Source organism: Sphingobacterium sp. UGAL515B_05 (assembly GCF_033097525.1).
GTDB lineage: Bacteria > Bacteroidota > Bacteroidia > Sphingobacteriales > Sphingobacteriaceae > Sphingobacterium.
This window is the reverse complement of the sequence record NZ_CP109907.1, coordinates 1,847,147-1,868,337: the sequence shown is the minus strand read 5'-3', so window position 1 is coordinate 1,868,337 and position 21,191 is coordinate 1,847,147. Positions and strand designations below refer to the sequence as shown.

The window sequence follows — 21,191 nt, the reverse complement described above, 5'->3', positions numbered from 1 at the left end:
ATTTGTTTGCGCTGCTATTGTGATTTTACCTCTATTAAATACTCCAGATGAGCAATTTTTCCATCCATGCTTATTCCCTCAACGGTTAGTTTGTAGGTCCCAGGTTCGTCAGAAGTAAAGAATTCGAAATGTGTTTTTCCTTCTTTCTGCGTGATCAGATTTGGTTCCCATGCAATTGTTGTCCGTAGATCGTGTGTAAGCTTATGTTGGACTGTGGCATCATATTGAGGTTTGAAAAAGGTTCGAGGTACATATAATCCTTTTGGCGTGATCGTTAGTATTCCTGTAGGGGTATAAGATGAGGAGATGGCATCTCCCGATTTACTGGTAATCACGATAACACCGTTGCCCCCATACATACCATATATGGCCGTATTGCTTGCACTACGAAGAACCTCGATACTAGAAATATCCGCTACATTGATCATGCTTATTTGATCTGCTTCAATATACATCCCATCAAGAACAATTTGCATGGGACTTCCGCCGTTTAACCCCATGGATCTTGTGCTGTAAGGGACACCATTTCGAAACATGACACCAACTAATCTACCCGCAAGACACTGCTCCAGTGTCGTACAAGTGGAAAGGTCCTCGGCCGAAATCACCTGATCGGCATTTCCTGGGCCGTTGAGGTTTCTGGAGTTCTTGTCTGCCTTATTTGTTCGTACCCTATTGACCTGTACCTCTTCCAATCGAATGCTCTTCTGGATTATGCCCGCAGCTTCCAATTCGCCAAGGAATTTTTGGCTATTTTTCAGTTGTGTTAGTAGCGTGGTATTGATGTCGTTAACCAGCAAGGGTTGATCTTTACTCGGATTTGGAGGAGGAGTGAGTGCGTTGTCGATAACGATATCAACTCTTTTTTTCTCTTTGGGGCCATCACCTGTCACAATAAACTTGACACTATCTGCAAATAAAAGTTCGTCAAATGAAAATCGGCCATTATTGTCTGTCAGTGTATCCACACTCAGCAACATATTGCTCGTCGGTATCAGCGTTACTTTGGCATTTGGCACCACAGCCTTTCGGGCCGTTTTCTTGATTGTCCCAGCTATGGTAAGTCCTTTTTCAGGAAGCAACGAAGTGGTTGATGTAATTGCGTAATTCTTCCAGTCCAACTTGCGCCAACCTTGGATCAACATAAGATTGTCCAGTTCTGTCAGTTTAATGTTCGTTAAATCCTCAAAGTAATAGTTGGGCCGTTCAATAAAGCCACGAAGATCAGATTTCAATAGCAGCTCCGAGACAATAGATGAATAATAACGATCTGTCGTGGAATCAACCTTGCTGAGGTTTACCACAGAGGCCGAGAGGGCTGCAAATCTTGACGTGTCACTATCGTCATATTTGACGGAAAGATCTGCCATCACTTTATCGCGTGTTGTGAAGCTGGATTTGTTGAGTGCTACGGAAACAGGAAGTAAGGTCGATGTCGTATTGTAGTTAAACACCAATCTTTCCGCAATAGGAACCATTTGATCTGTTAAGATGGATAATTGTAAAACTCCAGAAGGTAGGTTTTTTTTGGGGATATTGAATAAGATGTCTGTGCCATTCAATTTCTGCTTTGCGGCATGGAATACAAGGCCGTTATATTGAGCTACCAGATATATATCTTTGCCGTTGACCAGATCCGCTGTCGCGGATAGTTGTGCTGCAATCTTATCCTTTAGTCCGGAATTTACCGTAAGAACATATCCGGAATTCAGCACTGGCGGTAAGGCTGTGCTCGTGGAAGACCCGTCTTCGAAAAGGGCTGTAGCGACGTATTTTTTTCCTGCCTGTAGGACGAGCGGGATACTTCCCATCCCCAGTGAATTTGTTTCAAAGTCTGCAATAGTCGTTTGATTTTCTTCCACCACGATTATTTTGGCTTTTTTCCCCAATCCAGCAGGAGTAAGGATTTTGAAACCTGTTTTGCATAATATGTTGCTGATCAGTTCGCCACTTTCGGGGAAAATTTGAATGCTATTTTGGCTTTTTGGATCGGGGATAACAAAACTTTTTAGGATACGTCTTTTATCCAAAGAAAGAAATTGTAAAGACAGTGTTCCACCTTTAAAGTCATCTTTCAATTCCAAAGCTATTGTTCCATTATCGTTTGATTTTAATCGGCCGGATTTTTCTTTATTATTGTTTGGTTGTAGGGTATAATTGATGCTGTTATTAATTAGCGGGGCTCCCTGAATGGTTTTGAGATTAATCTGGAACATGTTTTCTGTTCCGTTTTTGACCAGTTCACTTTTGGTTATGATATTATCGGATCGGCCATTCGTGATCGGAATAACGCGTTCATAAAAATTCGCTATAGAGTCATTTTGCATCCACCTGGTAAATGATCTAACGCGATAGGAGCCTTCTTCCAAGGTGTCCGGCAGATTGAAGTCGCCAATACTTAGACCGAGTGTAATTGGAATTTTGATACTTTTAATGATCTTATTGGTTGGAGAAATCAATTCGACATTCGCAATTTTACTCATGTTGCTCAAATAATTAAAAGGGGCGGTGCTGCAGTATAATTTAAACCAGATGGTTTCTCCAGCCGAATAATCATTTTTGTCCAAATGGAGATAGATTTTTTCCTTAATGTGCTGGCTATGGTAAGTATCCAGTTTCTGCAACGTCTGATCGATCTGGGCCGACGCCAACAAAGCGAATAGGAGGCAGTTTACTAAAAGCAGTAATTTAGGGTACATATGACTAATGTTTTATGAAAATTAGAAAATATTTTCCTTTAATCAATTTATAAATCAAAATATTAGTCTCATTTTAAACGATCTGATACCTTAAAATTAGCATAAAAAAAATATCTTTGTCTTATGAATATCCTAATAATCGGTTCAGGAGGTCGTGAATCAGCCTTCGCCTATAAATTGTCGAAAAGTCCACGTTTAGATCAGTTGTTTATTGCTCCAGGAAATGCTGGAACAGGTGCGTATGGTCAGAATGTAAATATTAAAGTTACCGACTTTGCCGCTATTGCAACCTTCGTTTTGGAGAATAACGTGCAAATGGTGCTCGTTGGTCCAGAAGAGCCTTTGGTAAAAGGTATTCATGATTACTTTTTAAATCGGGAAGATTTAAAGCATATCCCCGTAATAGGGCCACAACAGGAGGGCGCTCAATTGGAGGGTTCGAAAGATTTTTCAAAGCAATTTATGGATCGCCATGGCGTACCTACAGCCGCTTCAAGGTCGTTTGATGCGACATCATTGGAAGAGGGATTGGCTTACCTTGAAACGCAAAAATTGCCGATTGTGCTTAAAGCTGATGGCTTAGCAGCAGGTAAAGGAGTGTTGATCTGCGAGACGCTGGAAGATGCTAAAGCTGAGCTAAAAGCGATGATTGCAGATTCAAAGTTTGGAGAAGCTAGCCGGGTTGTGGTTGTTGAAGAATTTTTAAAAGGAATTGAATTGTCTGTTTTTGTTTTGACAGATGGTAATTCATATAAAGTGCTTCCTTCTGCAAAAGATTATAAACGTATTGGGGAAGGTGATACAGGCCTAAACACGGGTGGTATGGGATCTATATCTCCGGTTCCATTTGCCGATGAGACATTTTTAAATAAAGTAGAAGAGCGTATTATCAGACCAACAGTTGAAGGACTTAAAAAAGATGGTATTCCGTATAAAGGATTTATTTTTATCGGTTTGATGAATGTGGAAGGGGAACCTTATGTCATCGAGTATAATGTTCGTATGGGGGATCCGGAGACTGAATCCGTATTGCCACGTATTGAATCGGATCTGTTGGATTTACTGGAAGGTGTTGCACAAGGCAATTTGGATCAACGTTCTTATACAGTATCTCCTAAAACAGCCGTGACGGTGATGTTGGTTGCTGGAGGTTATCCCGGAGATTACGAGTCGGGAAAAGAGATCGCCAATATTGAAAATGTTAAAGAATCCATCGTATTTCAAGCAGGTACGAAGGAGGTGGATGGTAAGATTGTTACTGCAGGCGGACGTGTAATTGCTGTTACCACATTGCAAGATACGCTGTTTGAAGCCCTTCAACAGGCCACAGCAGATGCTGGGAGGATCTATTTTGAAGGAAAATACTTCAGAAGAGATATCGGTTTTGACCTTATTTAAAAAATATTTAATTTTTTTTTGGAATACTGATTTTAAGATCTATATTTGCAACTCCAAAAACAACAATGTTATTGGAGTTGCATAAAAAGGCCCGTTCGTCTAGGGGTTAGGACGCAAGATTTTCATTCTTGAAACAGGGGTTCGATTCCCCTACGGGCTACTAAAGATAAAACCTGCAAATATTTTTGCAGGTTTTTTTGTTTTTAATGAATGCTGGCGGTTACACTATAAGAGCTTTTGCTTTAGCAGATCCAAACTCAATCCCTGTATGCTCGAAATCGACTTGTAGTCATATTGACCTCTAGGGGTAAGTAGGATATATGAGGGGAACCCTCCTTTGTCGAAGATATTCATGATCTCAGTCACAACTTTTGAATCAACAAAAATATGTGTGCCCGGCTGATTTAATTCCAATACTTTATTTTGCCATTTTTGTTCATTTGATCCCGAGGAGGTACATAGATATACAAATTCAATTGGTAATTCGGCGACTTGTGATTCAGCATGTAATTTTTTACTAGAGGGCATAGCTTGAATGCATGGAATACACCAAGTCGCCCATAGATCAATAATAACCAATTTTTCTGCGAAGACAGCCTTTAATGTCTTAAGAAGGTCCTCTCCAGACTTATGTTGATCAATATAAAGACTGCTGCCAGAGCCCGTCTTTATAATTAATTTTCCCAAAGTAGAATTCTTAGGTTGAAGAATTGCAGATGCAGCACTGATAGAATCAATTTGAGCGATTTTTCTTGCTAATGCCTTAATTTGTGAATCTAAATAATCTTTGCTCCAATCAGTATGTAGCGTCGGTCTTAATTGTTTATAGAGCTTACATTGTTCTTTGATATCTCTATCTTCAAATTGTAACTTTAGCAGATCTGCATAAAAGGAGGGCAGCACTTCGTCGTAATATAACGCTAGATTTATGAAACTAAATTTTTTCTTTGTTTTCTTAAAGCCTACACCTTGCATGTAATAATTCAGAAACTGGAAGTATTCATGCGAATCATTTGATATGGAATAGACAGGAGTGAGCAATTCACTGATTGTATCTACTTGTATTGAATTCCGAAATAAATATTTAAGCTTCTTTGCGTAGTAGCTTGATTTTGTTTCCCCATCAATCAATGTTTGATAAGTGTTGCTAAATTCAGTATAAAATTTCTTATTGATCTGTTGTTGAAAGGCAAAAATGCTGTCTAATTTTGCTATATAGTCATTATCTTCAGTAGCGAGTGAACTTATTTTACCGGAAAAATTTTCATTATATCTTTTATTGAACAGGATATACTCATTCATAATCCGATTTTTATCACCATCTTTTCCTCCGAATTTTAGCCCATCACCTGTCATATAAACAAGTTTCTTCTTTAATTTATCTAGATCAAAAGTGATTTCAAGGTATTCATCACTATAGAGGCAGGTATATACATAATCACCAAATGTAAACCAGATCTGACGATTTGGAAGTTTATCGGGTAATGTAATAAGAAAGGATCCATCTTGATCTAGCTTGATGTGATAGGATGATTGCATTGGATTTCCGATATTTACAAGACTGTACTTTATCTTTATTTCCTGTAGATCATTAGCGGACCAATTGACTACGCGACCCTTAATTTGAGGGTATGACCTTTTCAAAGAATATTGACTATAATTAGGGGCCGTTATTGGAAAATCATCCGATTTCGTTTGCCCTAAGGTTCTTAAAGGGATAATAAAGATGAGTAGGTAAAATAGATTAATTTTCATAATTTGTTTTTGATTTACTTAAAGTTCGAAATACGTATTCCTTCTTTTGTCTTGCGATAGGCACTATTGAATTATCTTTCATTAAAATATAGGCGGATTGCGCCTTGTTGATCGATAAAATATGTTCTGAATTTATAAGATGGCTTTGATGTGTACGGATAAAACCGTATGCATACAGCATATCATCATATTCTTTAAGTGTCTTACTGATAATGATCGGTCTACGGTCAATAAGATATATTTCTGTGTAATTATTGTCTGCCTTACAGCGGATGATATTCGAAATAGAAACATATAGCGTTTCTCTTCCTGAAGGCAGAGCTATTTTGTGGGTCTTTCGCTGTTTGTTCGTAAGATTTTGAATCAGGTTTTCTAGACTTAAATTGTATTTTTTTAATTTAATTTTCGATATGGCTTTATCTAACGCAGTTTCTAACTCCACAAAATTAAGTGGCTTTAAGAGGTAATCCAATGCTGAAAATTTAATTGCCTGAATACCAAATTTGTCATAAGCTGTGACGAAAATAACTTCGAAATCTCTGTTCTCTAGCGCTTGTAATAAATCAAAGCCATTTTTATCTGGCATTTGGATATCAAGAAAAACCAATTCAGGTTTTTGATCATTAATCAAAACAGTTGCCTCTTCAGCGTTTATTGCGGTGCCTACTAAATGTAAAATACCCTCAAATTTATCTAAGTATCTTTTTAATATCTCGATGTTGTTGATCTCATCGTCTACAATTATATAGTCAATCATGGTATTACATGTTAGTTATCCAATGGGAAATGACAATACAGATTTCTGTAATGTTTGAACTTGCTGTGATTTGTATTTGGAAGGAGTTTTCAGGATAAAGCTGTTCCAAAAGAGCCAATCGTTGTTTTGTTAATCTTAGGCCATACCCACCGGAGGCTTCGGTGGTCTCCGAATTAAATTTCGCTCCGTTGTCAGCTACGCCGAGTACTAGATCCTGCCCTTGTTGGTCGATTGTGATCACAATTCTTCCCTTAGAACCTAGCGTTGAAATGCCATGTTTTACAGCATTTTCTACAATTGGCTGAAGTAATAAGTTTGGAATGTCAATCAAATCGTTATGGATTTTTAAATTATTCAATATGTCATACTGGAACCCAAATCTCAATTGCTCCATCTGTAAGTAGTCATCTAGTAATTGGAGCTCTTCGCTGAGTGTATTCATTTCTTTTTCGGCATTCTCTAAAGTGGCCCTGGTTAATGAAGAGAATTTAGTCAGGTAATGATTGGTCCCTTTGAAGTCATTTTTTTGGATTAAGTTCTGTATAGAGTTAATGGCATTAAACATAAAATGAGGATTTAGTTGAGATTGTATATTTTTGATTTGAAGAGTAAGCGTTTGTCGTTTTTGTTCAACCTTTGCAAGACGTTTACGCGTTCTATATCGAAGTGTAAAAAAAACAATCGCAATGACTGTTAGGCTAATGAGAGTTGTCGGCCATAAGACGGGCCAGAGTGTGGAGGAAAATTGTTGTGGAGCCTGTACAATATGATAGGGTATTCTCAGAATCTCATTGGTATTATAGGTATTAATGTCCCCTGTTTTATGGATCAGCAATTCGTATTCCCCTATTTCATTCAGATATTTATTGGACACTTCAAAATTTTTAGCTTGTGTCCACCATTCAAGCTGAATGGTGTCAGCGCCGTTTTTTATCTTTTTGATCAATTGGATAGAATAAGGAGTCGTAGCATGGTTCTCAAATTCGAGATTCAGCGAAGTAATACTGTCTTTATTGAAAGTAAGATCTAACGGCGCGCCGGTATATTCGTCGTATTGATGTACATAACCTTTATTAAATGATCGATCGAGCAGATTGAAATAACCATATTCACTCGGTCCACGAGCAATGATTTGCTCGAGTATAGGGCGCTTGTTTTTCCGCCAATCCAAGATGTAGCCGTCTCTAATGCCGTAAATTTTCCTGTGTCTGACCTCAACTAAAATTAACTTTCCCGGATAATTGAATGTGCCAATTGAGCCATAGGGGACTTTGGCGCCATACTTCATAGAAAGTGTGGAGATAGGAGTCCAAGGTGTGAGTTCGATGCTATCATTTTCTACAACTCGATAAAGAAAATCCTTATAATTGTCCTTGTTGATACCCATAGCTATGATTGTAGCATCAGAACTGTCTGGTATAAAATAGCTATGATAGGTCTTAGAAAGATTTTGAACCTTAGGCGAGATAAAGTTTTTAAGCTTCGGGTTTAGCTTTATGCCTAAAAGAATCGGTGAATTAGGCATTTGCTTTAAGCCTTTGCCCGGCAGTGTTTTGTTGTTGTCAAAGTCCTCGAAGATATGCGATATATATTTATCAGATATTACAAAGACAATATCGCTTCTTACCATCATCCGCTTATCTGTAGAATAGCCATTAAAATGAAAATTTTCTCCAAAATAATAGTCATTGCCCTGAGAGTCTTGTGCTGAAGCGCTGAAAATGTGAATGAATAAAAATATTAAAAGCAACCTTTTCATCATTTATAGTTTATAAACCGAAAGTCCTCAAAATATATTGAAACTGCGAATAAGATTGAGGGATTGGAATGATTTGCTGAGTATTTGGAAAATAAACAGTTCAATAGCATCACTTTATTGATACAAATAAGCAGTTTATTGAGATAATTTTATAGTATCAGAATCTTTACAATCCCTAAATTTGAGTAATCAATTATAGAAAGAAAACCTTAGAGAAGCATTTAGAACGTCAAGATAAAATTTATCCATTCATTTCCTCGGTAAAAAGAAGAGTAGACAAACCGTCGAAATGAAAAAGGATTAAGGTCGACAGCTATTGTGAGTTTAAAACAGAAAATAAGTAGAAAAGTAATTTTAAAACCGGAAGACTTTGAAGCAATTGTCCTAAAGTCTTTTTTTAGCTAAAGATAGCTAATACCATTTAGCTATATATAAAAGTAACCAATTATGTGGAAATTAAAACCAAGCGTTCGCTCTATGATGAGACGGGTGTCAATTCGTTCATCCTAAAAATTATCCGATGAAATTGCTGTTATGCTGACGAAATTTTAATGGATATCACGCGATCAATGAGTTTGGGATTCACTGACGGTGATATAGTAACATTTATAGAATAAATTCTAACCAATTAAATAAACCTTATGATAATGAAACAAATAGCGACTAATAGTTGGTCTGTAAATCGGATGATTTGGGCCGTTATGGTGCTTATTTTGGGCATTGGAGGCTGTAAGAATGACAATCTTGGCAGTATTCCAGAAGGTGTGCCCTTTGATCCATCGCAACCTGTGATCGTTTCTGATTTCGCTCCCAAATCAGGAGGCATGGGGCAACGACTTGTAATCTATGGAAAAAACTTCGGCAACGACCCCAAAAATGTGGCTGTTTTTATTGGCGGGAAAAAGGCTGTTGTCATTAATGCTCTAGGGGAGTCGCTCTATTGTCTTGTGCCCAAACAGGCTTTCAAAGGTGATATTGAAGTGCGTGTTGGGGGCGAGGCCAAACCTGTCATCGGCAAGGCGGAAGCACCTTTTGATTATCAACGTAAACTTGTTGTATCAACCTTGGCTGGTTATAGAAATTCACGTGGTGATGAGCCTTGGAAAGACGGAAAGTTTAAAGATAATGACCAAAACAAAATGGCCAGTGGTTTTTGGCTTTCTTCTTTCATGAAGTTTGATCCCCTTAATCCAAAGCATCTTTGGGTCACTTTTGATAATAATAATGGCCTTTATCTGATTAATTTCGAGGATAGTACAATCACAAAAAAACGTTCTGACTTTGATCGTCCGCGTAGTGTTGACTTTTCTTTAGATGGCAATTATATGATTGTGGCCCAAGATCGCGGTGGAGAAAATGATGAATCTACCTTATTATTTTCGCGCGCAAGAAATTTTCTGGATAAAGAAGTCCTGACACGAAGTAAACAATGTAATGGCGCTTCGATTCATCCGGTCAATGGTGAAATGTACTTTAATAGTTATGCGAAAGGGGAGTTTTACCGTTTTGACTTGAATCAATATTTCGTAGATAAAACGACTAAATCAGAGTTTCTTTACGTTATTCAGGATCCGGAATGGGAGTACCGCGCATTAATTCATCCGAGTGGAAATTACGCTTATATTTTAGTCATCAACCAGGGCTATATTATGCGTGCCGATTACAACTGGGAGAAAAAAAGGTTTAACCAGCCTTATCTTGTTTGTGGGAAAGTAAGGGAATCGGGTTACAAAGATGGTGTTGGTTCCTCCGCTCGTGTCAATCAACCTTATCAGGGGGTGTTTGTAAAAAATCAAGCCTATGTATTAGCAGGTAAGCCAGATCAGTATGATTTCTATTTTACAGACCTCATGAATCATGCGATCCGTGTGCTTACACCGGAAGGGGCTGTAACAACATTTGCTGGTAGGGGAAGCTCAAGTCTTAACAACAACCCTTATGGTTATGTCAATGGTGACTTGAGAGAAGAGGCGAGGTTTGACCGACCGTCGGGTATCGCATACAACGAGAAAGAAGGTGCTTTTTATATTGGGGATCGCGAGAATCGACGTATCCGCAAAATAGCATTGGAAGAAATGGATGAAAATAACCAAGATTAACCTGTGATAAGATGATGAATAAAATAGTACTTACCTGTATGTTACTCTTCTGTGCCACTTTCGGTGCACTGGCACAGGATATTTTGGAAGTAACGGGTGTTATTGTTGATGCGCAAAAAACACCAATTGTTGGTGTCAGCATCTTTGTTAAGGATGCGCCGGGTTTGGGAACAACAACTGATAATAAAGGAACTTATAAGATCAAAGTGGAGCGTTACAAGACGCTCGTGTTCTCTTCAGTCGGTTATAAAAGGCAGGAAATACTTGTGAAAGATAATCGCATAATCGATGTTACACTTAAAGAATCAGAGACGAGTGTGCTCGATGAAGTTGTCGTAACGGGTACAGGCACACAAAGAACACTGACATCTACTGCTGCAACCAGTAGTGTTGATGTCGGCACTATGAAAGGAAATCCAACGTCGAGCATAAGTAATGCATTGATTGGAAATGCACCCGGAGTTTTAGGGATGATGCAGTCCGGCCAGCCGGGGAAGAATATTACCGAGTTCTGGATCCGTGGTATTTCTACCTTTGGTGGAGGAGCGTCGGCTCTTGTATTGGTGGATAACATTGAACGCGATATTAATGATATAAATATTGAAGATATTGAGACCATTAATATCCTTAAAGATGCCGCTGTAACGGCAATCTATGGTTCGAAAGGTGCAAATGGTGTCGTTTTGATCACAACCAAGCGCGGTAAAGACGGTAAAATCAATATTAATTTCAAAGATGAAAATATTTATAATACACGTACCATTACACCTGAATTTGAAGACGGTGTTACCTATGCCAATCTCCTGAATGAAGCGCGTATTACGCGGAATTTTGCTCCAATTTACCAACCTGAGGAATTGGAAATATTGCGCTTGGGACTGGATCCTGACCTTTACCCCAATGTCAACTGGAAAGATTTATTGCTCAAAGATGGAGCGATGACTTATCGTGCCAATCTGAATATGACAGGTGGTGGGGCGACAGCGCGTTATTTTCTGTCTGGAAGTTATATCGATGAAGGCGGGATGTACAAAACGGACGAAACGTTACGGAACGATTATAATACGAATGCAAATTACAAAAGGTATAATTACCGCCTGAATACAGATATCAATGTAACCAAAAGTACGGTCTTAAAAATAGGCGTTGCCGGCTCCCTTGATAAAAGGAACAGTCCGGGGTTGGGAGATAATGATTTTTGGGGTGTATTATTCGGTTATTCGCCAATCCGTACGCCAGTGATGTACTCGAATGGTTATGTTCCAGCAATCGGTACAGGAAATCAGACCAATCCTTGGGTCGTTGCTACGCAGACCGGGTATAATGAAAATTGGCAAAACAAGATACAGACAAATATCTCTATTGAGCAAAATTTTGATTTTATAACCAAAGGATTGCGATTTAGGGGAATTATTGGTTACGATACAAATAATGATAATAGTATTTCCCGTCGAAAATGGCCTGAACAATGGCGGGCTGAACGAGCAAGGGATGAGAATGGAAATTTGATCTTCACGCATATTTCCAACCCGCAGGAGTTGTATCAGGCTAGTAGTGCAAGTGGCGAAAGGCGCGAATTTTATGATATGATGTTTAACTATGACCGCAGTATAGGAAATCATAATATTGGTGCAGTTGCCCGTTTTACGCGCGATGCGCTTATTCGGACAGTTAATCTTGGCGATGATATAAAAAATGGTATAGCAAAAAGAAATCAGGCCCTAGCCGGCCGCCTAACCTATAACTGGAAATCACGTTATATCGCCGATTTTAACTTTGGATATAATGGTTCGGAAAACTTTGCTCCGGGTCGACAATATGGTTTTTTCCCGGCGGTTTCAGCAGCCTGGAATATTGGCGAAGAACCCTTTGTGAAGGAAAATATTTCCTGGATGAACATGTTTAAGATTCGGTATTCCTGGGGTAAGGTAGGTAACGATCAATTAGCCGGAGGAGCACGATTCCCTTATTTATCTACAATTAGTGAAATCGGACATTTTAACAATGAAGGTATTTGGGTTCCTGAAGGCGGTTATCAATGGGCGGATTACGGCTTCAATCGATACTATGGGGGAATGAAATACAGTCAGGTATCCTCATCAAATGTGACCTGGGAGATGGCAACCAAGAAGAATCTGGGTTTTGACCTAGCACTCTTTAAAGATAAGATCATTGCTAATTTGGATTTCTTTAATGAAAAACGTACTGGCATATATATGGCACGAAATTATCTGCCGGCGCTGGTCGGATTGGAGTCCGTACCAAGCGCGAATGTGGGAGCGGTAAAGTCAAAAGGTTTCGATGGTCGTCTATTGTATAATCAGAAATTGGGGGAAGTGAATTTAACTGCCAGAAGTAATATTATCTATAGTAAAAATGAAATTACAGAGATCGATGAGGAATACAACGTGTATGGTTATCAAAACCAAAAAGGATATCGGGTGGATCAGGCGAAAGGGCTCATAGCTTTGGGATTGTTTAAAGATTATGATGATATACGTAATAGTCCCAAACAAACATTTGGTACTTATCAGCCGGGAGACATCAAATATAAGGATGTGAATGGCGATGGTATCATAGACGACGGTGACCGTGTTGCTATAGGTGCTACGCGACGTCCTAACCTGGTTTACGGTGTGGGGGCATCAGCGAGCTGGAAAAATCTTGATATCAGTGTTCATTTCCAAGGATCTGGTAAATCGACTTTCTTTACTTATGGAAAGACTGTCTATGCTTTTAGCGAAGGGGAATGGGGACAAGTATTGAAAGGAGTAATGGGCGATAACCGTTGGATTTCATCAGATCTATCTGGCGACCCATCAACAGAAGATCCCAATGCTTCTTATCCAAGATTAAGCTATGGCGCAAATCCTAATAACTTTAGGGAGTCAACATTTTGGTTGAAGAATGGTCAATATCTTCGTTTGAAAACTTTAGATATTGGGTATACGTTGCCAAAACAATTAACCAATCAGATTAAGATTAATAGCATTCGTTTGTTTTTAGTTGGTTCAAATTTGCTGACCTGGTCTAAATTCAAGCTTTGGGATCCGGAATTGGCGACTCCAAGGGGCGAAGATTATCCATTGCCTAAGTCGTTTACATTTGGTATCAATGTCAACCTTTAAATTAAAAAAGATGCAAAGAAATAAAATATGCATTGCAATGCTGCTTGTGTTGGGAGCAAGTTTTGCTTTGTCCTGTAAAAAGGATTATCTGAAGTCCGACCAATATTTTAAGGATCGGCTTAACATAGAGAAGACCTTTAAAAGTAAAGTATATTCAGAGGAATGGTTGGCGCATGTCTTTGAAGAATTCCGGGGCGAAAATGCAGATGTTGCCAGTAAGGGGAATACGCCTCATTGTTTCGCAGATGATATGTATTATGGTGACCGGGATCGGGATTACGATCCTTCAAAAAATGAATTGTCCTACAATATGTTCAAAATGGGGCAGTACACCGAAAATGATAAGCAAGGAACATGGACTCAATCTTATCGCGGAATTCGCAATGCATCAACCTTTATTCAGAATATTTATATGAATGGCGAGATGTCTGCAGCTGAGATCTCAGACTATCGGGGACAGGCGCGTTTTGCAAGAGCTTATCTTTACTGGTTGTTACTCCGGAAATACGGCCCGGTTCCTTTATTGCCTGATGAAGGGTTAGATTATACCGAGAGTTATGATGATCTGGCAATCCCGCGAAGTACCTATGAGGAATGTGCAACCTATATAAGCGATGAGCTGTTACAGGCGGCCAAAGAAATGGAAACCTTGGGGATGAAGCGTGGGCAGGACGGTTCTGCACGGCCAACTGTTGGTGCTGCATTGGCTGCACGTGCCAAAGTACTACTGTATGCGGCAAGTCCATTAGCTAATGGCAATAATTCAGGGTATGCGGCACTGTTGGTAGATAAACAGGGTAAACGATTACTTTCAGCAGACTTCAAGGAAGAGAAATGGGCCAAGGCCGCTGCTGCTGCCCGAGATGTGATCGAACTAGGAGTGTATAAACTTTATACAGCGCCTTTTCAGGAAACAGGAGGCGATGCGACAGTAAAACCACCTGAGGATCATAATTTTTCCGATAAAAGCTGGCCGGAAGGATGGGCAAATATTGATCCAATGAAATCCTATGCACAGGTCTTTGACGGTACATTATCTGCCTCGGGTAATCCTGAGCTTATATTTACACGTGGTAGTAATCAGCCCAATGAGGGGATTGACCAAATGGTTATCCATCAGTTGCCACGCTCTGCAACAGGGTGGAATACACATGGACTTACGCAGAAACTGGTCGACGCCTATTATATGAATGATGGGACTGATGTACCGGGTAAAGATAAAGAGATAGGACGTGGTAATGGCTCTAACAGAAGTATGGGATATGTTACCCAGGAGGATTATGATGCAAAAAGATATAGACCATTACGCCCTGGCGTGTCCCTGCAATATGCAAATCGTGAGCCTAGGTTTTATGCGTCCGTTTCGTATAGTGGTAGTTTTTGGACTTTGCTCAATGAAACCAAGGAAGAAAATCGCAATAAACAAATTTTTTATTATAGTGCAGATCCAAAAGGCAATGGTTTTAACTCGGCCAATGGATATTGGTTACGCACAGGATTTGGGGTTAAAAAATTTGTTCACCCAAGTGATACTTATGAGGGCGGTGTGGAATCGCGTGTCGTCCCCAAAGCAGAACCCGCGATACGTTATGCCGATATACTACTGATGTATGCCGAAGCATTAAATGAATTAAGTAGTTCTTTTACGATTCCGTCCTGGCGAGGTGGAAGTTATACGATAAACCGCGACATCGCTGAAATTAAAAAGGGTATTCAGCCTGTTCGCATTCGGGGTGGAGTTCCTGATTATTCCGCGAGTGTATACGGAAGTAAGAATGAATTACGTAAGTCAATAAAGCGTGAACGGTTTATAGAGCTTATGGGTGAGGGACAACGCTACTATGATTTGCGTCGTTGGATGGATGCTCCGGTTGAAGAAGCTTTGCCGGTTTATGGGTGTAATGTCTTGATGAATGAAAAAGAACGTGATCTTTTCTACCAACCAGTCGCGATCTGGACATTGAAAACGACCTTTGCGGATAAAATGTGGTTCTGGCCGATTAGCCATACGGAGCTTAAACGCAACAAGAATTTAACACAAAACCCTGGTTGGACTTATAACGATTAATCAACTATGCAATTTATGAAAAAGTCATCTATACAGCTTTTGTTCCTGATGGTGTTATTCGTTTGTAATGCTTGCAACGATGAATGGAAAGAGGAACAATTTGAACATTACGTTTCATTTAAAGCCCCTCTGGAAAATGAGGGTGTAGCAAATATTTATGTCCGTTATAAAGAGGGGCAAAAAACTACATTTCTACAGCCGTTGGAAGTAAGTGGATCGACCACAAATAATACGGACCTTTCAGTACGTGTTGCGGTAGATCCGGACACATTGGGCATACTGAATTATGAGCGTTTTCAGACTAGAGAGGACTTCTACTACAAACAGCTGAATAACAGTTATTTTTCAATTCCCCAGACCGTGAATATTAAGTCAGGAGAAAACACGGCATTAATGGCGATTGATTTTTCGCTTAAAGGGATTGATATGGCCGAAAAATGGGTGCTGCCACTGACTATTTTAGAGGATCCGGCGGCCAAATACAAAATAAACCCCAGGAAATACTATAAGAAAGCATTGCTGCGTGTAAATCCTTTCAATAATTATTCAGGTACTTACAGTGGGACAGCCCTAAAAGTTGTGATGGATGGGCATGAAAGTGAGACTCCGATCGTCAAGAGTCAAATAAGAAGCTACGTGGTTGATGAAAACACAATTTTCTTTTATGCAGGGAACATTGATGAAGATCGTAAAGACAGGAAAAATTATAAAGTATTTGCAACGTTTAATGAAACAGGAGGGGTTACATTTCGGGCTGAAAATCCAAATATGAAATTTGCTGTTAAAAAGGATGCAAGTTATACTGTTTCTGAACAGATGGATGCTGTACGTCCATACCTATTGCATCGTTATATTACGGTAAATAATGTGGATTATGAATTTACGGATTATACCTTGGTTTCAACGACAGCCATTAAATTTAAGGTTTCGGGCTCATTGATCTTGGAACGGCAATTGAACACGCAGATTCCTGACGAAGATCAGTCCATAGAATGGTAATTTCTACAAACCATTTGTAAGGCTATTGGTTATATCTATGATATAAAATAGTTTTATGATTGGAATAGTAGGTGGACTAGGCCCTTATGGCGGCTTGGATATTACAAAGAAAATTATAGATGAGACGGCGGCAAGATCCGATCAGGAACACTTGCCGCTATTGTTATTCTCATGTCCAAATTTAATCCCTGACCGAACGGCGTATTTATTGGATAAATCCAAGGTTAACCCTGGTAAAGCTATCGCTGCAATTTTAAGGCAGCTTGAAATGGCCGGTGCGACCATTGCGGCGATTCCGTCCAATACGGCACACGCAGAACCTATTTTTTCTGTTGTTCAAGATGAGATGGCTCGTATGGGGAGTGCGTTGAAAATAGTGCATATCGTTCATGAAACGGTCCGGTTTGTGGACGAAAACTATCCCGATACGGCAGTAGGTATTTTGTCTACTGCTGGCGAGCAGATCTGCAGTTTATATCGGGAAGCATTTATTCGAAAAGGTTTCGTTGTTGTCGAGCCAGAAGGGGCGCAGCAAGAAAAGGTAAATAATGCAATCTATGATGCGGACTATGGCATAAAAGCACAGCCGGTACCGATCGCGAATAAAGCAAGGGAGGATTTATTGTTGGTCATCGATGACCTGAAGAAAAAGGGTGCACAGATCATTATTTTGGGTTGTGCAGAGTTGCCTTTAGCTATTCCGGAACGGGATTATAATGGTATGATTGTTATTGATCCGAATAGAATTCTTGCGCGTGCACTCGTTCATTCGCTTGCTCCAGATAAATTAAAGCCACTGTAGTCTTCTCTTTTGACAAATTGTCAGATTTTGGGTTTATATTCCTGTTGGTATGGGTTTTGTCTCCTGATAGTTAGAAGCTTATGCAGTAAGGAGGACAACATGCAAAAGATTATACATCGGGAAAGTGATCGTGGCCACGTCGATTTCGGCTGGCTGAAAAGTGCGCATTCATTCAGTTTTGGACAGTATCTTGATCCCGAAAGGATGAATTTTGGTGCCCTGAGGGTATTGAATGATGATCAGGTGGAAGGTGGTCAAGGTTTTGATCGGCATGGACACGACAATATGGAAATTGTTAGCATACCACTGGAGGGGGCACTGGCACATCAGGATAGTATGGGCAATGGCCGTACGATCCAAACAGGTGATGTGCAGATCATGTCTGCAGGTACCGGGGTGCAGCACGCCGAGTTTAATAACGATCAGAAGGATCTTGTTAAATTTCTACAAATTTGGGTAATCCCCAACGAAATAGGGTTGGAGCCCAGATACGATCAGAAATCCTACCTTCAATTAGATCGGCACAATAAATTTGCAACGATTGTTTCACCGGATAAAATGGATCACAATGCTGTACACATACATCAGGATGCATATTTTAATTTGGCAGACATAGAGGCGGGTAAAAAGATAGAATATACTGTTCATTCGGAGCAAAATGGGCTTTATCTTTTTGTTTTGGAAGGAAAGATCGCTGTAGCAAATGAAATGCTTTCAAGAAGGGATGCCATTGGTTTATACGAAACAGAAAAAATAGCGATTGAAGCTTACTATGATACATCATTACTGCTAATTGAAGTACCAATGTATTAGGACGAAGAAAAGCTATTCTTTAATAGGGAGGTCATTTGATAGATCTCCCTATTTTTCTTAAATTGGATGAAGAAGAAATAAACTCATGGATAACCTATTACAGCCCTTCCAATCGCGCGACGTCTTACTGATTATGTTATCAGTCTTAATAGGTCTGCTGATTGGGATTGAACGTGAATATCGCAATAAATCCGCAGGTCTGAGGACATTTATATTGGTGAGCTTTGGATCTTGTCTTTTTACTATTCTTTCGTTAAAAATTGGATTGGCAAATCCAGATCGATTGGCAGCAAATATTATTACTGGTATCGGATTTCTTGGTGCAGGCGTGATTTTTAAAGAAGACAATAAGGTAAGTGGTATAACCACTGCTACGACAATTTGGGCTGCAGCTTCTTTGGGTATGTGTGTGGGGGCAGGATATATATTTTTAGCGTTTATTGGTGTAGGGTTGGTTTTGGCGATTTTGGCATTGTTAACTTATTTACAGACCTATATTGACAATTGTCACAAAATAAAAGACTATGAACTGCAGACCTCATCTGAGGCAGATTTTGAACATACCGAGCAGTTAATCAGGCGGATGGGTTTTAAGGCAGTCATTGTAAGTCAACGCTATAATAAAGAAAGTTTGAATACCATTTGGCGATTGACGGGCAATGTGACCAAACATCGAGAGTTTGTAGAAACAGTACGCCGTGATAGGCAGGTCGTGGCTTATCAATATTAGCAAGCTTTAGGATGAGCTGAAATGTATTAGAAAATGATAGCTATATTATGAGTACAGTTAAAATTGAAAAAGGACAGGCTTTTTGGTTAGCAGATCCCCAGGAACATGACTTCCCCGCAGCTTACGATTATTTGGAGCTTTTATTTGTTCCGGAAGAATGTAAAGCCTTTGTTGACAAACTTAGACGGGCAACTACGATAAAAAAGAAATCCAAGGATATTTTGCGGGCTAGTGCACTTCCGCTGCTTCCTGATACCAATCGCCACGTCAAGGAAAATCTAAGAAAGATCAAGAAGAAAGAAAAGCTATCTCCAATTCTGTTGGTTCGGGCAAATGGGAAACTTATCATAGCAGATGGTTACCACCGCTTATGTGCCAGTTATTATTTTACCGAGGATCTTGATGTGCCTTGTCGTTTAGTTTAACGATTCGTCATCATCCGTTTCCTGAGCAGGGGATATTTTCTGTAATAAACTGTTTACTTCGTCCTCTGTCGCTGTTAACTTGGCTTTGCAGACTTGAATGAGGTCTGAAGCTCTCCTGATTTTTCCAGCGAGCTCATCAATATTTGTTGTGCCATTCTCAATTTCCTTTACGATTGTTTGCAACTCGTTAAAGGCATCTGTATAGGTATAATTCTGTTCCATTATGATATGCTTTCTTTAAAATTTTGTGTACCGATGGCCAAATTAAGCTTGGTCCGCATCCAAACCTTCTTTCGGAGATTTATCCGTTACAGTACTGGTAAGTTCGCCATATTCGAGTATCGTCTGTATCACATCGCCCGGTGATACCTGTGTCACCGACTGCAGTAGTTTTCCGTTAACCTTAGTAATTGAAAAACCTTGTTTCAATAACCGAATTGGATCAGACAGCTGAATAATTCGTTCGGTATGAGCCAAAGCTGTTTTGTGCTCGTAAAACCGCAATTTTATCAAGGAGTTCAGCTCACGTTGAAATTGCTGAACAGTGGTTCTCGAGGTCTGAATTTCCCTTTTTCCGATCCATTGTATATGCGTTGCGAGCTGGGAGAGTACATTGCGCTCTTCTTTAAACCGAGAATGAATAAGTTGCTGTATACTTTCCGATGCCTTATCGACCGGAATAGCAAAGTTATGAAACTTCTGGATCAGAAAATCGGCCAGCTCACTGGGCGTAATCGCGTTTTTATAGGCGACCATTTCGCTAACCGTGTAATTCGTCGAATGCCCAATGCCCGTCAACACAGGGATGGGGAAGATAGCGATAGCACGTGCCAATAAGTAATTGTTATAACTGGAAAGCCCAACCTCGCCACCCCCTCCACGTATGATGGCGACGACATCGTACGTGTCGATTTTTTCAGCAATAACTGCAAGCTGATTGATAATAGAAGGTACTGACTTGTCTCCTTGTAATAATGCCGGAAAGAGCGTGCATTCTATGCGGTAACCCCAAGGGTTTTGATTAATGATTTTGTAAAAATCAGAAAGCCCCTTACTTGTTTCTACTGAAATAATCGCCAATCTTTTGGGAACCACCGGAAAGCCCAATAATTTATTGGACTCATATATGCCCTCTGCTTTCAGCTTTCGAATACTGTCTAACTTCTCCTTTTCAAGTTCACCTAAGGTAAAAGTCGGATCAATATCAACAATGCGCAAGCTTAATCCGTACATGGGGTCATAGGAAATACTTGCCTGAAATAACATTGTAATCCCTTCCCGCAAAGGTTCTTGGGCGACTTTAAGAAAATTGTTGTTGATACGATTGTAATCAGCTTTCCATAAGATAGACCGAATTTCAGCGACAATTTTACCATCCTGTTTTTCAACCAGTTCAGGATAACAGTGGCCAGAATGCGTATAATGATTGAGCTTGTTCATTTCGGCTTTGATCCAATACAAGCTCTTATACCGCTCTGCAAGTGTCTTTTGGATACTGCGGCTGACTTCCAGCAAGGAAAATATTGTTTTATCTTGAATCAATTCTGGCATTAGTCAAACTTACAGAAAAAACCTTCATGATGCAATCCGGGGATAGTTGAATCGGCAGTTATGGCCAATAGGGTGAACGGATTGTATTAATTCAAATCGTTAAGTAGATTAACAAAAGTTGAGTAACAAAATTGATTTTTTTTCGAGTGGTCATATTCCTTCGTTATTTAATTCGTATTTTTATTTGATAGAACCTAAAAAACGATAA

At 39.6% G+C, this 21,191-nt stretch carries 15 protein-coding genes and 1 tRNA gene; 10 read left to right on the top strand and 6 right to left on the bottom strand.

The window, feature by feature from the left end; translation table 11 throughout:
• Window positions 1-14 precede the first annotated feature (14 nt).
• Complete coding sequence (locus OK025_RS07470; protein ID WP_317668959.1) at window positions 15-2,699, bottom strand: carboxypeptidase-like regulatory domain-containing protein; 2,685 nt, start codon at window positions 2,697-2,699, stop codon at window positions 15-17.
• A 123-nt stretch (window positions 2,700-2,822) separates the two neighbouring features.
• On the opposite strand from OK025_RS07470, the gene purD reads away from it, so the two are divergent.
• Both purD and OK025_RS07460 read left to right on the top strand, forming a co-directional pair.
• Window positions 2,823-4,097: a phosphoribosylamine--glycine ligase gene (gene purD, locus OK025_RS07465; protein WP_317668958.1), complete on the top strand. Its 1,275-nt coding sequence runs from the start codon at window positions 2,823-2,825 to the stop codon at window positions 4,095-4,097.
• Window positions 4,098-4,185: 88 nt separating this feature from the next.
• Window positions 4,186-4,257: transfer RNA gene (locus tag OK025_RS07460), tRNA-Glu, on the top strand.
• Between the two features lie 65 nt (window positions 4,258-4,322).
• Here the strand turns inward: OK025_RS07460 and OK025_RS07455 are convergent.
• Genes OK025_RS07455 through OK025_RS07445 form a run of 3 tightly spaced genes read right to left on the bottom strand, consistent with a single transcriptional unit; the run spans window position 4,323 to window position 8,371 of the window.
• Complete coding sequence (locus OK025_RS07455; RefSeq protein ID WP_317668957.1) at window positions 4,323-5,852, bottom strand: TlpA family protein disulfide reductase; 1,530 nt, start codon at window positions 5,850-5,852, stop codon at window positions 4,323-4,325.
• On the bottom strand, window positions 5,842-6,609 hold the full coding sequence (locus tag OK025_RS07450; protein WP_317668956.1) for a LytTR family DNA-binding domain-containing protein: 768 nt from the start codon (window positions 6,607-6,609) through the stop codon (window positions 5,842-5,844). The genes OK025_RS07455 and OK025_RS07450 overlap by 11 nt, the downstream gene beginning before the upstream one ends.
• A gap of 4 nt (window positions 6,610-6,613) precedes the next feature.
• A complete protein-coding gene (locus OK025_RS07445; protein ID WP_317668955.1) occupies window positions 6,614-8,371 on the bottom strand; it encodes a sensor histidine kinase in 1,758 nt (585 codons plus the stop codon).
• 644 nt (window positions 8,372-9,015) lie between these two features.
• On the opposite strand from OK025_RS07445, the gene OK025_RS07440 reads away from it, so the two are divergent.
• The 8 genes from OK025_RS07440 (at window position 9,016) to OK025_RS07405 (ending at window position 19,432) form a co-directional block, all read left to right on the top strand.
• Complete coding sequence (locus OK025_RS07440) at window positions 9,016-10,467, top strand: IPT/TIG domain-containing protein (RefSeq protein ID WP_317668954.1); 1,452 nt, start codon at window positions 9,016-9,018, stop codon at window positions 10,465-10,467.
• An 11-nt stretch (window positions 10,468-10,478) separates the two neighbouring features.
• On the top strand, window positions 10,479-13,595 hold the full coding sequence (locus OK025_RS07435) for a TonB-dependent receptor (protein WP_317668953.1): 3,117 nt from the start codon (window positions 10,479-10,481) through the stop codon (window positions 13,593-13,595).
• Window positions 13,596-13,605: 10 nt separating this feature from the next.
• The gene (locus OK025_RS07430) at window positions 13,606-15,663 is read left to right on the top strand and encodes a RagB/SusD family nutrient uptake outer membrane protein (RefSeq protein WP_317668952.1); all 2,058 of its coding nucleotides are present in this window, start codon (window positions 13,606-13,608) and stop codon (window positions 15,661-15,663) included.
• 15 nt (window positions 15,664-15,678) lie between these two features.
• Window positions 15,679-16,662 carry a DUF4973 domain-containing protein gene (locus OK025_RS07425; RefSeq protein WP_317668951.1) on the top strand — a complete coding sequence of 328 codons (984 nt, stop codon included), beginning with the start codon at window positions 15,679-15,681 and terminating at the stop codon, window positions 16,660-16,662.
• Between the two features lie 55 nt (window positions 16,663-16,717).
• Window positions 16,718-17,464 carry an aspartate/glutamate racemase family protein gene (locus OK025_RS07420; RefSeq protein ID WP_317668950.1) on the top strand — a complete coding sequence of 249 codons (747 nt, stop codon included), beginning with the start codon at window positions 16,718-16,720 and terminating at the stop codon, window positions 17,462-17,464.
• 99 nt (window positions 17,465-17,563) lie between these two features.
• The gene (locus OK025_RS07415) at window positions 17,564-18,277 is read left to right on the top strand and encodes a pirin family protein (RefSeq protein ID WP_317668949.1); all 714 of its coding nucleotides are present in this window, start codon (window positions 17,564-17,566) and stop codon (window positions 18,275-18,277) included.
• 85 nt (window positions 18,278-18,362) lie between these two features.
• The gene (locus OK025_RS07410; RefSeq protein ID WP_317668948.1) at window positions 18,363-19,007 is read left to right on the top strand and encodes an MgtC/SapB family protein; all 645 of its coding nucleotides are present in this window, start codon (window positions 18,363-18,365) and stop codon (window positions 19,005-19,007) included.
• A 47-nt stretch (window positions 19,008-19,054) separates the two neighbouring features.
• A complete protein-coding gene (locus tag OK025_RS07405; protein ID WP_153845333.1) occupies window positions 19,055-19,432 on the top strand; it encodes a hypothetical protein in 378 nt (125 codons plus the stop codon).
• Here the strand turns inward: OK025_RS07405 and xseB are convergent.
• Both xseB and xseA read right to left on the bottom strand, forming a co-directional pair.
• The gene (gene xseB / locus OK025_RS07400) at window positions 19,424-19,654 is read right to left on the bottom strand and encodes an exodeoxyribonuclease VII small subunit (protein WP_317668947.1); all 231 of its coding nucleotides are present in this window, start codon (window positions 19,652-19,654) and stop codon (window positions 19,424-19,426) included. The genes OK025_RS07405 and xseB overlap by 9 nt on opposite strands.
• 42 nt (window positions 19,655-19,696) lie before the next feature.
• On the bottom strand, window positions 19,697-20,983 hold the full coding sequence (gene xseA, locus OK025_RS07395; RefSeq protein ID WP_317668946.1) for an exodeoxyribonuclease VII large subunit: 1,287 nt from the start codon (window positions 20,981-20,983) through the stop codon (window positions 19,697-19,699).
• Between the last annotated feature and the right edge of the window lie 208 nt (window positions 20,984-21,191).

Bases quoted from the DNA above. Each gene is read 5' to 3' on its own strand.
- OK025_RS07470 (WP_317668959.1), bottom strand. From the start codon at position 2,699: ATGTACCCTAAATTACTGCTTTTAGTAAACTGCCTCCTATTCGCTTTG.
- purD (WP_317668958.1), top strand. From the start codon at position 2,823: ATGAATATCCTAATAATCGGTTCAGGAGGTCGTGAATCAGCCTTCGCC.
- OK025_RS07455 (WP_317668957.1), bottom strand. From the start codon at position 5,852: ATGAAAATTAATCTATTTTACCTACTCATCTTTATTATCCCTTTAAGA.
- OK025_RS07450 (WP_317668956.1), bottom strand. From the start codon at position 6,609: ATGATTGACTATATAATTGTAGACGATGAGATCAACAACATCGAGATA.
- OK025_RS07445 (WP_317668955.1), bottom strand. From the start codon at position 8,371: ATGATGAAAAGGTTGCTTTTAATATTTTTATTCATTCACATTTTCAGC.
- OK025_RS07440 (WP_317668954.1), top strand. From the start codon at position 9,016: ATGAAACAAATAGCGACTAATAGTTGGTCTGTAAATCGGATGATTTGG.
- OK025_RS07435 (WP_317668953.1), top strand. From the start codon at position 10,479: ATGATGAATAAAATAGTACTTACCTGTATGTTACTCTTCTGTGCCACT.
- OK025_RS07430 (WP_317668952.1), top strand. From the start codon at position 13,606: ATGCAAAGAAATAAAATATGCATTGCAATGCTGCTTGTGTTGGGAGCA.
- OK025_RS07425 (WP_317668951.1), top strand. From the start codon at position 15,679: ATGAAAAAGTCATCTATACAGCTTTTGTTCCTGATGGTGTTATTCGTT.
- OK025_RS07420 (WP_317668950.1), top strand. From the start codon at position 16,718: ATGATTGGAATAGTAGGTGGACTAGGCCCTTATGGCGGCTTGGATATT.
- OK025_RS07415 (WP_317668949.1), top strand. From the start codon at position 17,564: ATGCAAAAGATTATACATCGGGAAAGTGATCGTGGCCACGTCGATTTC.
- OK025_RS07410 (WP_317668948.1), top strand. From the start codon at position 18,363: ATGGATAACCTATTACAGCCCTTCCAATCGCGCGACGTCTTACTGATT.
- OK025_RS07405 (WP_153845333.1), top strand. From the start codon at position 19,055: ATGAGTACAGTTAAAATTGAAAAAGGACAGGCTTTTTGGTTAGCAGAT.
- xseB (WP_317668947.1), bottom strand. From the start codon at position 19,654: ATGGAACAGAATTATACCTATACAGATGCCTTTAACGAGTTGCAAACA.
- xseA (WP_317668946.1), bottom strand. From the start codon at position 20,983: ATGCCAGAATTGATTCAAGATAAAACAATATTTTCCTTGCTGGAAGTC.